The 13,109-nt window shown below is 71.0% G+C and carries 14 protein-coding genes and 1 pseudogene; 6 read left to right on the forward strand and 9 right to left on the reverse strand.

Annotated elements, in window-relative coordinates; all coding sequences use genetic code 11:
- Positions 1-44 precede the first annotated feature (44 nt).
- Positions 45-917 carry a D-alanyl-D-alanine carboxypeptidase family protein gene (locus ACIRQF_RS10370; protein WP_404090674.1) on the reverse strand — a complete coding sequence of 291 codons (873 nt, stop codon included), beginning with the start codon at positions 915-917 and terminating at the stop codon, positions 45-47.
- 199 nt (positions 918-1,116) lie between these two features.
- The gene (locus ACIRQF_RS10375; RefSeq protein ID WP_382480329.1) at positions 1,117-1,299 is read right to left on the reverse strand and encodes a hypothetical protein; all 183 of its coding nucleotides are present in this window, start codon (positions 1,297-1,299) and stop codon (positions 1,117-1,119) included.
- A gap of 479 nt (positions 1,300-1,778) precedes the next feature.
- Here ACIRQF_RS10375 and ACIRQF_RS10380 point away from each other — a divergent pair, with 479 nt between their 5' ends.
- From ACIRQF_RS10380 to ACIRQF_RS10395, 4 genes and pseudogenes are all read left to right on the forward strand, one after another.
- Positions 1,779-2,438, forward strand: coding sequence for a hypothetical protein (locus tag ACIRQF_RS10380; RefSeq protein ID WP_404090676.1), 660 nt, complete (start codon positions 1,779-1,781; stop codon positions 2,436-2,438).
- Positions 2,439-2,452: 14 nt separating this feature from the next.
- Positions 2,453-2,998 carry a flavodoxin family protein gene (locus ACIRQF_RS10385; protein WP_404090679.1) on the forward strand — a complete coding sequence of 182 codons (546 nt, stop codon included), beginning with the start codon at positions 2,453-2,455 and terminating at the stop codon, positions 2,996-2,998.
- Positions 2,999-3,537: 539 nt separating this feature from the next.
- The gene (locus tag ACIRQF_RS10390; RefSeq protein ID WP_404090681.1) at positions 3,538-4,164 is read left to right on the forward strand and encodes a CBS domain-containing protein; all 627 of its coding nucleotides are present in this window, start codon (positions 3,538-3,540) and stop codon (positions 4,162-4,164) included.
- 516 nt (positions 4,165-4,680) lie between these two features.
- Positions 4,681-5,894, forward strand: a pseudogene (locus ACIRQF_RS10395) (nitrate/nitrite transporter).
- Here ACIRQF_RS10395 and ACIRQF_RS10400 read toward each other — a convergent pair.
- From ACIRQF_RS10400 to ACIRQF_RS10430, 7 genes are all read right to left on the reverse strand, one after another.
- A complete protein-coding gene (locus tag ACIRQF_RS10400) occupies positions 5,821-6,192 on the reverse strand; it encodes a flavodoxin domain-containing protein (RefSeq protein WP_404090684.1) in 372 nt (123 codons plus the stop codon). The pseudogene ACIRQF_RS10395 and the gene ACIRQF_RS10400 sit on opposite strands and share 74 nt — an antisense overlap.
- Before the next feature lie 6 nt (positions 6,193-6,198).
- Positions 6,199-6,531 (reverse strand): GYD domain-containing protein, encoded by a 333-nt coding sequence (locus ACIRQF_RS10405; protein WP_404090687.1) that lies wholly within the window; start codon positions 6,529-6,531, stop codon positions 6,199-6,201.
- Between the two features lie 186 nt (positions 6,532-6,717).
- Entirely contained in the window at positions 6,718-6,951 is a 234-nt protein-coding gene (locus ACIRQF_RS10410; protein ID WP_404090689.1) for a hypothetical protein, read from the reverse strand.
- A 304-nt stretch (positions 6,952-7,255) separates the two neighbouring features.
- A complete protein-coding gene (locus tag ACIRQF_RS10415; protein WP_404090692.1) occupies positions 7,256-7,399 on the reverse strand; it encodes a hypothetical protein in 144 nt (47 codons plus the stop codon).
- Between the two features lie 118 nt (positions 7,400-7,517).
- Positions 7,518-8,822, reverse strand: coding sequence for a Na+/H+ antiporter NhaA (gene nhaA / locus ACIRQF_RS10420; RefSeq protein ID WP_404090695.1), 1,305 nt, complete (start codon positions 8,820-8,822; stop codon positions 7,518-7,520).
- A gap of 370 nt (positions 8,823-9,192) precedes the next feature.
- The gene (locus tag ACIRQF_RS10425; RefSeq protein WP_404090698.1) at positions 9,193-10,230 is read right to left on the reverse strand and encodes a PucR family transcriptional regulator; all 1,038 of its coding nucleotides are present in this window, start codon (positions 10,228-10,230) and stop codon (positions 9,193-9,195) included.
- An 11-nt stretch (positions 10,231-10,241) separates the two neighbouring features.
- Positions 10,242-10,529 carry a hypothetical protein gene (locus ACIRQF_RS10430; RefSeq protein ID WP_404090700.1) on the reverse strand — a complete coding sequence of 96 codons (288 nt, stop codon included), beginning with the start codon at positions 10,527-10,529 and terminating at the stop codon, positions 10,242-10,244.
- Positions 10,530-10,856: 327 nt separating this feature from the next.
- On the opposite strand from ACIRQF_RS10430, the gene ACIRQF_RS10435 reads away from it, so the two are divergent.
- Entirely contained in the window at positions 10,857-11,363 is a 507-nt protein-coding gene (locus tag ACIRQF_RS10435) for a hypothetical protein (protein WP_404090703.1), read from the forward strand.
- A gap of 55 nt (positions 11,364-11,418) precedes the next feature.
- Entirely contained in the window at positions 11,419-12,849 is a 1,431-nt protein-coding gene (locus tag ACIRQF_RS10440) for a flotillin family protein (protein WP_404090705.1), read from the forward strand.
- Positions 12,850-13,109: the final 260 nt, after the last annotated feature.

The raw sequence follows: 13,109 nt of genomic DNA on the forward strand, positions 1-13,109 counted from the left end.
CGGGGCGGGCGGGACCGGCGCGGGTGATGCGCCGCTCCCGCCTGCTACCTCGTGAAGCCGTAGTCGAGCAGCTTCTTCACGTCGGTCGCCCGGTTCGCCTCGTTCGGCGAGCCGAGCACCGCGCCGATGACCGTCTTGTTGCCACGGGTGGCCGCGAAGACGAGGCAGTACCTGGCCTGCGGACCCGAACCCGTCTTGACGCCGATCGCGCCGCTGTACGTGCTCAGCAGCTTGTTCGTGTTGGTCCACGACATGTTCCGGTAACCGCCGGTCCTGGTGGTCACCCGCTGGGTCGTGCTCTTCGTCTTGACGATGGTGCGGAACGTGGAGTTCTTCATCGCACTGCTCGCGATCTTCGTCAGGTCGCGCGGGGTCGAGTAGTTCGACCCGTTGCTTATCCCGTCGAACGAGTCGAAGTGCGTGTTCCTCAGGCCCAGCTTCCGGGCCTCGTCGTTCATCTTCCCGATGAACGACTTCACCCGGGCCGCCCGCGTGGAGCCGGTGCCGAACTTGTCGGCCAGCGCGTAGGCGGCGTCACACCCCGACGGCAGCATGAGCCCGTAGAGGAGCTGCCGGACCGTCACCTTGTCCCCGACGATGAGCCGGGCCGAGGAGGCGTTCCTGGAGACGATGTAGTCGCTGTAGGCCTTGTCTATCGTGACCTTCGCGTCGAGGTTGAGGTGCGGCTGGGCCAGCACCACCTTCGCCGTCATGATCTTCGTGGTGGAGCCGGTCGACCGGCGGGTGTCCGCGGCCTTGCCGAAGAGCGTCGCGCCCGTCATGTTGTTCATGACGAAGCCGCCCGGGGCGGTGATGGACGGGGCGGGCGCCGTCGCGGCCTGCGCCTGGCCGGCGAAGAGGCCGCCGCCCAGGACGGCCGAGGTCGTGATCGCGACGATCACGGCACGGCGCCGCACGCCTGCTGTCTTGTCTGTCAAAGTGTTCTGCCCTTGGTCGAGTCGTGTGTGCGCCGGGCCGCACAGGCCCGGCGCACACACGATTCGCGAGGGGACCGAAGGGTTGTACGCCCCGGGCCGTGATGTTGCTCGCAGTCCGGCGGCGCCCCGGGGTCCGCGGCCGAACGCACAGGTCGGGCGTGGTGCGGCGGCGGAACCGTCAACAGGGGTACTTGTCCTGGCCGGTACCGCAGACCGGGCCGGGGTCCTCGTCGATCCAGATCATGAAGAGGGCCAGCAGCACGAGGGTGATCGTGGCGCCGATCGCCCAATACCTGTTCTGCCGGCGCACGGCATCCGGGTCGCGTGTGTCGTCGCCTTCGCGGCCCTCGTCGGCGTCCATCCGGTCCCCTCCACGACGTGCCCCCCACGACGTGCCTCGCGACGGCGCGTCCTGCCGCGGCCGACCTGTGACGTCTTGCCGCTCCTGGAGGGAGCGGAGGCGTTCACCCGGGGTGACGCGCCTGGGCCACGGCGGGGTTCCCGCCCCTCGCGGCGGCGTACCCCTCGCCCCGGCGCCCGTCGGGTCCACGGAGGCAGCGGGTGGGCTACGAGTGGACGGTCGGCAAGCGCGAACACGGCTGGGACGCGGGCTGACCGAGGCCGTCTGCGAGAGTCGGGCTGCTCGTGCCGCGACCGCAGCCGAGGTCCAGAGCCAGACCGAGACGTCCTCCATCGGGTGGAGCAGCAGAAGGTTCATGGGACGCGGGCCCTCGCAGACGGTCTTCGGCCCCCCCTGGCCGGTCGACCCAGGACCGTTCGGCCCCAGCGAGATGCCTCTCCTGTGGGCCAGACTGGTGGTGTCGGATCCGGGAGGTCTCCATGGATACCCAGCCGAGCGCTACCGCGACAGCCGAGCCTCTCCTGCTCGACGCGGCTCTGCCCGTGTTCCGGTTCTCCCGCCTGGAGTGCGCCGTGATGGCGGCCGCGCCGGACGTCGTGTACCGCGCGGCCCGCGATCTGGACATGCTGTCCATCCACGCGCCGCTGTTCGACGTGGTCATGTGGGCGCGTGGAGTGCCGGACCGAGTGCGCCGTCGGCCCGTGGCCACGCCACCTTCGATGCGGGTGTCCGACCTGTTCGACTCCACCGCAACCGACACCACCGCGACCGGTGATCAGGGGGGCCCGGAGGTCAGACCCTGGGTTGCCCTCGGGGAGCGCGCGGGGCGCGAGATCGTCTTCGGGGCGGTCGGCAAGGTGTGGAAGCCCACCATCGAGTGGCGCCGAGTCGAACCGGGTGACTACGTGGACTTCGAGGAGCCCGGCTGGGCCAAGCTGGCCGCCGCTTTCGTCGTCCACCCCTACGGGGCACGCCGGTCCCTCCTGACTTACGAAGCGCGTACCGCTTGCACCGACCCGGCTTCCACCGCGCGGTTCGGCCGCTACTGGACGCTGGTTTCCCCGGGCGTCGGCATCGTGCTGCGCGGAGCGCTGCGGGCGATCGAAGCGGCAGCGGAAACCGGCGCAGGAAGCGCCTGAGGAGATGAGTCCTGATGCGTACTGTGATCGTGTACGAGAGTCTGTTCGGCAACACGCGCGAGATCGCTGACGCGATCGGAGAGGGCCTGAAGGAAGCGCACCCGGACGCCGAGGTCGAGTGCGTGCCAGTGGCCGACGCGCTGCCGGAGCGCATCGGCCCCACCGACCTGCTGGTCGTCGGCGGGCCGACCCATATGCGGGGCATGACCACCGGGATGAGCCGGAAGATGGGGTTGAAGGCCGAGCAGCAGGAGGCCGGGAAGGAGGAGCGCCCCTTCACCCCCGAGGAGGGCGCCGAAGGCCCCGGAGTCCGCAACTGGTTCCACGACACGCTCCCGAAGGCCCACACCGGCACCCATGCCGCCGCCGCCTTCGACACCAGGGCGGACATGCGCCTGGCCGGCGCCGCCGCCGGCGGCATCGCACGCCGGCTGCGCAGCCATGGCTACGAACTCGTCGCGGAACCCGAGGGGTTCATCATCGAGGACACCGAAGGGCCGCTGCGCGCAGGCGAACGGGATCGCGCAAAGGCGTGGGGCGCGGCCCTCCAGGTCGCTTGACCGGCCCACGCAGGAACGCCACTGGCAAGCACGGGGGTGGTCACGGGCCGTGATCGTCGGCCAGGGCACGACACGGCCGTTCCACGCCACCCGGCCCGTGCGGCAGGCCTCCTGGCGGAGTGAATGCCGGTCCGGTGAGTTCGGGGAGCGGTGAAGGGCTGGAGCTGGTCGGCTGTCCTTCGCGGGGAGGCCGATGTGCTGAGTGAGGGCGGGCGCGAGGTCGAGGAGGCGAAGGGTGCTGATGGTGGCGCCCTTGAGGGCCTCGGCGCCGGAGGCGACGAGAGTCACCGAGAACAGGGCGCACTCGTTGAAGCGCGTCGTGCCGCCGTCGGCGTCATCGCGGGAGCCTTCGTGGACGTCGTCGCGGACCTCCCAGCGGACCGACACGCTTCACACGGGCCGAACAGAGCCGTAAGGGGGCCATCCGGCCCTCCTCTCTCCTCGCGGAACGAGGCCAGACTGGAGTGGACACCGACGCGGAGGCCCCCGATGAACACTCGGAAGCGGCCTGGAGATCTTCACCTCTCTGGGAGAACGTGATGCCCGCCTCGCGCTACACCGTCAGCGACGTCATGACCCACACCACCATAGCCATCGGGCGTGACGCGCCGTACAAGGAGATCGTCGCGCTCATGGACCAGTGGAAGGTGAGTGCCCTGCCCGTTCTTGAGGGGGAGGGACGGGTGATCGGGGTCGTGTCGGAGGCCGATCTGCTGCCGAAGGAGGAGTTCCGCACGGATGAGCCCCGCCCGGACGAGTTCGCCGCGGCGTCCAAGGCCGGAGCCGTACGGGCCGGGGAACTCATGTCCAGCCCGGCCGTGAGCGTCCATCCTGACGCGACGCTCGCCGAAGCGGCACGGATCATGGCGACCCGGAAGGTGAAGCGTCTGCCCGTGGTCAACGGCGTCGGCATGTTGGAGGGCGTGGTCAGCCGGAGCGATCTGCTGAAGGTGTTCCTCCGGACGGACGCCGAGATCGAGGAGGACATCCGCCACTCCGTCCTCGGCGAGCCGGCCGCCCCCGTGGGACTCGAGGTGACGGTCGCGGACGGTGTGGCCACGATCCGTGGGTCGCTCTCCGACCGGTCGCTGGTGCCGCTGGTCGCCCGCGCCGTGCGGGCTGTGGAGGGCGTCGTCGACGTCCGCATGGAACTCGGTGCCCCTTGAGACGCTCCGTGACGGACAATCCTCGTGGGGGCGGGCACGTACCGACGTACCGACCGACCACGGGGGTCGCCATGACCGATCTGCCGGCAGCCACCGCACCCACGCGGGTCTTCCTCGTCGACGCCGCCGGGCCGAAGCCCCGAGGCCGTTCCGCGGCGTGGTCCAGTGAGCGGAAGAGCATCACCGCGACGGTGATGAGCAGCCCCCAGAACAGCACCATCCCGGCCGACATGGCGAACCAGCCCCATCCGCTCAGGCCGTCGCCGTACCAGAACATCATCGCCACTCACGCTCCCGACGGCGGACCGGCAGGAGCCGGACACTCCTGCCCGCGCCCAGTCCGTCACCCCCACCGTGCCCGGCCCGGGACTCCCCGCACAGGGCCGACCGGCCCATGCCGTGGGGCCGCACGGTCACGGAAGGGAACGAGTGGCCCCTGGGGACGGGATCCAGGCAGCCGGAGTGTGGGAACAGCGGGGTTGACGCCGCCGCACGGATCAGCGCCGGGAGGTCACCATGGTCCGGAAAGCGGGAGGCCGGCCGGTCGCGGATACACCGCAGCCGTGGCAGATGCTGATCCTCGCCACCACCGGGTTCACGCTCAGCTTCTGGGCCTGGGCGCTGCTGGCCCCCTCGGCCCACGGCTCCGGGACGACCTCGCGCTCAGCTCCTTCCAGCAGTCGCTGGTGGTCGCCGTGCCCGTGGTGGTCGGCGCGCTCGGCCGGATCCCGGCCGGGGCGCTGACGGACCGCTGGGGGGCACGCCGCGTCTTCCCCCTCATCGCGGGGCTGACGATCCTCCCCGTTCTGTACCTGGGGCACCTGGCCGACTCGCTGGCCGAGGTGCTCGCCGGCGGCTTCCTCCTCGGGCTCGGGGGCACGGCCTTCGCCGTCGGCGTGCCGTTCGTCAATGCCTGGTACCCACCCGCGCGGCGGGGCGTCGCCCTCGGAATCTTCGGTATCGGCACCGGTGGAACGGCCCTGTCGGCGTTCACCACCGTCCAGCTCGCCGACGCCGTCGGACGGGCCTTCCCGTTCGACCTCGTGGCCGCCTGCCTCGCCGTGTACGCCGGCGTGGCCCGGCTCCTGCTCCGCGACAAGCCAGGGCGCGCGACGGCGGCAGGTTCCCTGTTCTCGCGCACGGCGCTGGCCGTGCGTACAACAGCCACCTGGCAGCTGGCCTTCCTCTACGCCGTCTCCTTCGGCGGGTTCGTCGCCTTCAGCGTCTACCTGCCGACCTATCTCACCCGGGCCTACGAGCTCGGCCGCTCCGACGCGGCACTGAGAACCGCGGGGTTCGTCCTCCTCGCCGTGGCGATGCGGCCCGTGGGCGGCTGGCTGTCGGACCGCACCCACCCCGTCCCCGTACTGACGGCCTCGTACGGGCTCGTTTCGGTGTGCGCCCTGGTCGCGGCGTTCGAGGCGGACCTGGTCCCGGTGGGAACGGCGGCCTTCTTCGGCATGGCCGCCGGCCTGGGAGCCGGGTCCGGGGCCGTCTTCGCGCTCGTCGCACGTCTGGTCCCGGCCGAGCGGGTCGGCTCGGTGACCGGAGTGGTCGGTGCGGCGGGTGGTCTCGGAGGCTTCTTCCCGCCTCTCGTGATGGGAGCGGTCGACAGCGTCGCTCACGACTACACGTGGGGGTTCGTCCTCCTCTCCATCACCGCGACGGCCGCGGGTGCCCTGGCCGCCACCACTGTCCGCAGACGCGGGCGCGCCGCCGCGGACGTCTGACGACGGCGGACACCTGCCCGCGCCGACGGGCAGCGCTGAACATCCACGTCGGCTGTCCGCCCAGGCGATCAGCGTTGATCCTGACGAAGTGCTCCGCCGCGGGCAGCCAGGCGCCGTCATGGACCGCGCTGCCCAGCACAAGCCCTTCGCCCGGCGAAGGCCACTGCCTGTCGGAGGTCGCGGGCAGCGCCTGCGTCTCCACGTGGTGTCCGTTCAGGCGCAATCGCCGGCCGATGCGGTCGGCGATCTCCTGCGGGGAGTGGTGCTCGGACGCGCGGAGGACCCAAACGAAGACCATGGCAACTCACCGCTCCGCGCCGGGAGACCGGTACCGGACCTGACCGGCTCTGGCCAGGGCATCCAGTGTTTCCTCGACGGTCAGGAGAACCGTCGTCTCGAACGAGCTGAGCGCGCCGCCTCCGGTGATCGCCAGCGCAACGGCCGTCATGGACACGTTGTCCGGAGCCTCCCACAGGTTGTAGCCGTCGTGAGTGCCGAAGGCATACCAGAAGCCGTGGAGCTGTCCGCCGACAGACTCGATATACGATCGAGCCGCCTCTGCGCGGTCCTCGGGGTGCCCGATCAGCCTCGCCCAGGTCTCCGGCGTGTAGCTGAACCTCGAAAGATAAAGCGGCATCGGGTCTCTCCTTCGTTTCCCCCACGGATGCCCGCGCTGGGGCGGAGAGCCGCCGGACAGGCCCCCAGATCCCCCGAACAGCGGGCACGATGACCGGCACAACCGACCCTTGACAGCGGGTGTGCGGCCTGAGCCGTGCGCCCTGGCCACCGCGCCTTCCTCAGCGGGCGCCGCCCGCGCCCCCCGTCAGCTGGTGGAGCAGCCGTGACGGGCTGCAGAGGCTGCGGCGAAGGACGTGAGGAGCTCGTTCAGCGCCTCGCGCTTCGGGCCGTCGAGCGAGGCGGGCCTGCCGTCGGCCCCCTTGGGCGGTGTGACCTTGACGTACGCGGTGCCGAGGGCGCCCGGGCAGACGCGGGAGCGGGTGCCGATGCCGACGACACTGCCGGAGTAGCGGGTGTCGAGGTACGTCTCCCCCGGCACCCCGCAACGGACCGTACACGTTCCCTCTGCGCTGTTGACAGGTCCTTGACGCGCACCCGATCGCTCTCTTTCCTGCCGACATCCGGCAACCCCGCCTCGCGACTGACCTCGCCGCGAGCCCGGTGGTGGTGCGCTTGAAAGGGGACCCTGACGCATCGTCCGTGCGGCGCATGGACCGCTCCTCCGCGCGTCGCTGGGCGAGACACCCAAGGCACTGGAGAGCGGCCTCTCCAGCGTCACGCGCGTGGGATAGCCGCACGCGGCCAGGTGGCGCGGCACGACCTCCTGCAAGGCCCGGTCTCCGTCACGGCCTGGACGAAAGGCGCGCGACGAGGAGCGCGGCGAGGCCCGCCCACGGCAGGTGCGCCGGTCCGGAGATGCTCCAGCTGACCGCGGCCAGCACCGAGACCGTCACCAGAAAGGTGAGCAGACCTCGCCGCTCCCGCAAGAACGCCCCCTCATGCCGAGCGCTGCCCGGAGCCCTGAGCTCGCGCACCGCCGTACGGATGACGAGGAGCGCGATGACTAGGTCGCGCCGAGCAGGGCCGCCCCCAGGCCGTCACCGGTCAACGCGGTCGGCCTCCGGGGGCGCCGGTCTGGTAGATGTCGGGGATGCCGTCGGCGTCCTCGTCGAGTTCCTCCTCTTCCCACAGCCGCTTGTAGATGCGGTTGCGGCGGCGCAGGAGGACCGCTGCGAGCGTCGCGGCGATGAGGGAGCCGACGAGGACGGCGGCCTTGACGTGTTCGGCCTCGGCCGGGTCGGGGAAGGCGAGTTCGCCGATGAGGAGGGCGACGGTGAAGCCGATGCCGGCCAGGGTGGCGAGACCGAAGACGTCGGCCCAGGCGAGGTCGGGGTTGAGCTGGGCGCGGGTGAAGCGAGCCGCGAGGTATGTGCCCAGGAAGATGCCGAGGATCTTGCCGACGACGAGGCCGATCAACACGGCGAGGGGTTCGGGATCGGTGAAGACGTGGCCGAGGGCCTCGCCCGAGACACTCACGCCCGCGGCGAAGAGGGCGAAGAGCGGAACGGCGACGCCGGCGGAGAAGGGGTGGACGAGGTGGGAGACGCGTCCGCCCGGTGACGCTTCCTCGCCCTTGTCGCGGGTGGTGCGCAGGATGAGGCCCATGGCGACGCCGGCGACGGTGGCATGGACGCCGGAGTCGTACATCAGTGCCCAGATGGCGATGCCGAGGGGCACGTACCAGTACCAGCCGCGGACGCGGAAGCGCTGGAGGACGTAGAAGAGGACCAGGCCGGCGAACGCCCCTCCGAGGGCCCAGAAGTTGAGGTCGCTGGTGAAGAAGATCGCGATGATGAGGATGGCACCGAGGTCGTCGACGACGGCGAGGGTGAGCAGGAACGCCCGTAGGGCGGAGGGCAGATGGGTGCTGATGACCGCGAGGACGGCGAGGGCGAAGGCGATGTCGGTGGCCATGGGCACGGCCCAGCCGTCGAGGCTGCCGCCGCCCGCCGTGGCGGTGAGCGTGTAGAGGGCCGCCGGCACGGCCATGCCGCACAGTGCTGCGACCACAGGCAGGGCCGCGGTGGCGGGGGTGCGCAGCTCGCCGACGACGAGTTCGCGTTTCAGCTCGATGCCGGCCACCAGGAAGAAGACGGCCAGAAGCCCGTCCGCGGTCCAGTGCCCGACGGAGAGGTCGAGGCCGAGGGCGGGTATCCCGAAGTGGAAGTCCCGTATCGAATCGTAGGCAGCGCTCCACGGGCTGTTCGACCAGACGAGCGCGACGATCGCGGCTGCGAGCAGGACGAGACCGCCCACGGTCTCGGTGCGCAGGGCCTCGGCGATCGCCTGGCGCTCGGGCCAGGGGAGGATTCCGAAGACGGTCCTGCGGGGCGGGCGTGCCTGAGTCATGGGGAGGAATCCTCCGGGGCATGTCGACAGGTGGGCACGCAGGCCCCACGGACGCCGACCAGACTTCCCGGCACACCAGCATCGTTTTCTTGATGCGTTCTTCACACCCTATCGGGCGACCGGGCGTCCGGCCAGGCGTCTCTCACCTGGGAGAACAGGGTGAGGGCGAGAGTTCGGCTCCCGCTTGACGACGGGGCGAGGAGGTACCGACCAGGAATGCCGATGACGGCGAGCAGCAAGGCCCGCCCGGGCCAAGGTGAAGACGGGCCCGGGGACGACCGGCTGGGCGACGGTCCGTGTCTGGCCGGTCCCGCCCCTTGATGCCGAAACCGCGCCCCTGCGTGGGGTCGGCGACGGAGCGGTGGAGCGCTCAGAGGGCCGTCCCGGGCCAGCCGAGGAGGCGGGCGCCGATGACAGCGGTCTGGAGGGTGTAGCGACTGGCCGGATCGGCGGCGTCGACGCCTGTGAGGCGGTGGATGCGGTCCAGACGATAGGTTACGGCCCGCACCGACAGGTTGAGGTGGCGGGCGGCCTGGGTGGTGACACATCCGGAGTCGAAGAACGCGGTCAACGTGTCGAGCAGGGGCTCCGCGCCGCCGCGCGCCGACGTCAGGGGCCCGAGGACGCTGCTGACGAGGTCCTCCATGGCCTGCCGGTCCCGCGTGAGGACCGGGTAGACGAGAAGGTCGGCGGCGTGCAGAACGGGGGCGTCGAGGTCGAGGCGGTCGGCGAGGTCGAGGGCGCCGAGAGCTTCCTCGTAGGAGTGGACGACACCGCGCGGGCCGGGCTGGGGCCGGCCGACCGCCACCTGGCCACCGCCCGTGGCGGCGAACGCCTGCTTGGCGAAGTAGGTCAGGACGTCGGCCTGGTCGCCCGGGGCGACGCACACGATCCGGCCGCCTTTGGTCGTGAGCAGAATGTGCCGGTCGTCGAACCTCCCGATCAGCGACCGTTCGACCTGCTGCGGTATGGGATCGGCCTCGCTGTACGCCTGCGGGCCGCGAGCGACGGCGACCGCGTGCGCCTGCGACAGACGCAGTCCGAACCGTTCCGCGCGCTCGGCTATGCGTCCGATGTCGCTGCGCCCGTACAGCAGATCGTCGATGAACTCCCGGCGTTCCGCCTCCTCCTGCCGCACCGCCAGGCGTTGGGCACGCTCGAAGCCGCCGGCGTAGGCGTCGACGGACTGCTCGACGACGGTGAGCAGGTCGAGGGCCGTCCGTCGGGCCAGCGGCTGCTCGGGCCAGGCGGCGCGGACCGCCTCCAGGTGCCGTCCGATGAGGGCGCGAAGAGGAAGTCCCTCGCGCGCGGCCCGCTCCCCGGCTTCCCTGCGACGTTCGAGCTCTTCCCGGTTCAGCCGCCGCCCGCTCGCCGCGACGTCAGCGAACAGCTCTTCGTACTCCTCCATGTTTCCGTCCTTCATCCGCCCGTCCCGGGCGGTTGCTGTCGGCCTCGCCGCCGGGCGAGCTCGAACATCCCGAGGAGCGCGGTGGCCGCGTTCAGAGGGAAGGCGACGGCTTCGGCGCCGGCGGTGATACCCCAGGCGCGGCTCATGCTCGCCGCCAGGGCCAGGCACAGCAGCAGCGTGGGGAGGGTCCGGCGCCACAGGGGCAGCTCGGCCATCCACCACACGCGTACGCACAGCACGATGGTGAAGAGCAGGAAGCCGAGCGCGAAGAAGGCGATCAGGATCAGGGAAAGAGGCATGACCGGTCCTTCGGGGCAGGCGGAAGACTGTGCCGACCAGACTTCCCGGCTCACCGGCGCACGATCTTACTGGTCAGGGCAGTTGTGTGAAGGCCTCGACGGCGCGGGTCTTGCCCGTGACGAGGATGTCGTCGCCCTTCTCGACGACCGTCTCAGCGGTCGCGTGCCGGGCGATGGCCGCTCCCGCCTCCGTACTCCCGCCGGCCGTGCGACCACGGCATTAAGAGAGCGTAAAGACTGCCGAAGTCCGGCAGTGAACGCATGCGCGGTTCCCTGCCACGATGGCCCGGACGGCAGAACAAGCCCGGCAGCCGAAGGAGCGGGGACATGGTGTGGTTTCTCGGTCTCGGCATCGGGGGGCTGGTGCTGCTGGTCCTGTCCCTGGTCTTCGACGGGGTGTTGGAGGGGGTCCTCGACGGGCTCGGCGGGGGGCTGGACGGAGTTCTGTCGTTGCCGGTGATCGCCGGGTTCGTGTCGGCTCTCGGTTTCACGGGGGCGATCGTGCTCGGCACCACCGGTACGGGGGCGGGGGCCGCCGCCGGTGCGGGCGTGGTCACGGGGGTCGGCGTGGCCTGGCTGACATGGAGGTTCAGCCGGGCGTTGATGCGCGACGGTTCCGCGCCCGCACCGCGGGGCGAGGACCTGACGGGGACGTCGGGTGCGGTGGTGACGGGGATCCCCGCCGGCGGTTACGGCGAGGTGCTGCTGCATCTCGCGGGCCAGCCGGTGAAGTACGCGGCGAAGGCCGACGTGCCCGTCGCACGCGGCACCGACGTGTGGGTCGAGTCGGTGCTCTCGCCGACGTCGGTGACCGTCCGTCCCGTCGAACGCTGACCACTCGTCGGCTGCTGTTCTTCATCGTTCGTTTCTGATCGAAGGGGGTTTCGTCATGAGCCCTGTCCTCACCTCTGTGGTGGGCATCGTCGTCCTGGTCGTCCTGCTCGGCCTCGTCGTCATCACGCGGTACAAGGTCGCCGGCCCCAGCGAGGCGTTCATCATCACTGGTCGGCGCGGAAAGAAGACCACCGACCCGGCCACCGGTCGGGAGTACACCGACAACAGCGGCCAGAAGGTCGTGGTCGGCGGCGGGGTCTTCGTCGTGCCGTTCGTGCAGCAGAAGTTCAGCCTCGACCTGTCGAGCCGGCACATCCCCGTGGCGGTGCGCGGTGCCGTCACCCTGCGGGGCGTCAAGGCGAATCTGGAGGGTGTGGCGATCGTCAAGGTCGGGGGTACCGAGGACTCGATCCGGGCCGCCGCCCAGCGGTTCCTGATGCAGCAGGACGGCATCGTGGGCTTCACCCAGGAGGTGCTGTCCGGCGCGCTGCGGTCGATCGTCGGCCGGATGTCGGTGGAGGACATCATCCGCGACCGCGCCGCCTTCGCGGGTCAGGTCGCCGAGGAGGCCGAGGCGAGCCTCTCCGGCCAGGGCCTGGTGCTCGACGCCTTCCAGATCCAGGACATCACCACCGAAGGCTCCTACCTCGAGGACCTCGGCCGCCCCGAGGCCGCCCGCGCCAAGCAGGAGGCCGACATCGCCGAGGCCGTCGCCCGGCGGGCCGCCGAGCAGGCACGGCTGAAGGCCGAGGAGGAAATCGCCGTCGCGCAGCGGACCCTCTACCTGAAGCAGGCCGAGATCAAGGCCCAGACGGACGAGGCCTCCGCCCAGGCCAACGCGGCCGGTCCGATGGCCGAGGCCGCCCGGCAGCAGGACATCCTCTCCGAGCAGGAGAAGGTCGCCGCCCGCCAGGCCGCGCTGACGGACCGGCAGCTGGACACCCAGGTCCGCAAGCCCGCCGACGCCGCCCGCTACCAGGCCGAGCAGGAGGCGGAGGCCCGTCGCATCGCCCTGGTGAAGGAGGCGGAGGCCGCCGCCGAGCGGGCCCGGCTGACCGGTGAGGGCGAGAAGGCCCAGCGCGCCGCCCTCGCCGACGCCGTACGCATCGAGGGTGAGGCCGAGGCCGCCGCCATCGGTGCCAAGGGCGCAGCGGAAGCCGAGGCCATGCGCAAGAAGGCCGACGCCTTCGGCCAGTACGGCGACGCCGCCGTCCTGCAGATGCTCGTCGAGGTCCTCCCGCAGGTCGTCGCCAAGGCCGCCGAACCCCTCGCCGCCGTCGACAAGATGACCGTCATCTCCACCGACGGCGCCAGCCAGTTGACCCGCACCGTCACCGACAACGTCGCCCAGGGCATGGAACTGCTCTCCTCCGCCACCGGCGTCGACCTCGCCTCGCTCCTCCAGGGCATCGCCCAGAAGAAGTCCACGCCCGAAGCCGCTGTGGCTCCCACATCGCCCAGCGCGCCGGTCGAGATCACCGACTGAGATACCGGTCCGACGGGGGACGGCATGCGCAAGAGCTTCACGTTGTCCACGTGTCGCAGTGGTCGCTCCGGAAGACCTCTGCGTGGCGGCGCTCCGCTGCACTCTGCAGAAGCACACGGGCTGGGGTTCCGCTGAGTGCCTGGTCGTTCTTCCTGCCCGCGCTCCTGCGGAGTCGGAGCGCGGACCTCGATGTCCACTTTCGTGCTGTGGGCGCCCCGCGGTCGTGGCTGCGGCGACGACCCTGGCCCCTGGGCGCCCCG

Origin of the sequence: Streptomyces sp. NPDC101191 (genome assembly GCF_044767915.1) — a bacterium.
GTDB lineage: Bacteria > Actinomycetota > Actinomycetes > Streptomycetales > Streptomycetaceae > Streptomyces.

Bases quoted from the DNA above. Each gene is read 5' to 3' on its own strand.
- ACIRQF_RS10375 (WP_382480329.1), bottom strand. From the start codon at position 1,299: ATGGACGCCGACGAGGGCCGCGAAGGCGACGACACACGCGACCCGGAT.
- ACIRQF_RS10380 (WP_404090676.1), top strand. From the start codon at position 1,779: ATGGATACCCAGCCGAGCGCTACCGCGACAGCCGAGCCTCTCCTGCTC.
- ACIRQF_RS10385 (WP_404090679.1), top strand. From the start codon at position 2,453: ATGCGTACTGTGATCGTGTACGAGAGTCTGTTCGGCAACACGCGCGAG.
- ACIRQF_RS10390 (WP_404090681.1), top strand. From the start codon at position 3,538: ATGCCCGCCTCGCGCTACACCGTCAGCGACGTCATGACCCACACCACC.
- ACIRQF_RS10400 (WP_404090684.1), bottom strand. From the start codon at position 6,192: ATGGTCTTCGTTTGGGTCCTCCGCGCGTCCGAGCACCACTCCCCGCAG.
- ACIRQF_RS10405 (WP_404090687.1), bottom strand. From the start codon at position 6,531: ATGCCGCTTTATCTTTCGAGGTTCAGCTACACGCCGGAGACCTGGGCG.
- nhaA (WP_404090695.1), bottom strand. From the start codon at position 8,822: ATGACTCAGGCACGCCCGCCCCGCAGGACCGTCTTCGGAATCCTCCCC.
- ACIRQF_RS10425 (WP_404090698.1), bottom strand. From the start codon at position 10,230: ATGGAGGAGTACGAAGAGCTGTTCGCTGACGTCGCGGCGAGCGGGCGG.
- ACIRQF_RS10430 (WP_404090700.1), bottom strand. From the start codon at position 10,529: ATGCCTCTTTCCCTGATCCTGATCGCCTTCTTCGCGCTCGGCTTCCTG.
- ACIRQF_RS10435 (WP_404090703.1), top strand. From the start codon at position 10,857: ATGGTGTGGTTTCTCGGTCTCGGCATCGGGGGGCTGGTGCTGCTGGTC.
- ACIRQF_RS10440 (WP_404090705.1), top strand. From the start codon at position 11,419: ATGAGCCCTGTCCTCACCTCTGTGGTGGGCATCGTCGTCCTGGTCGTC.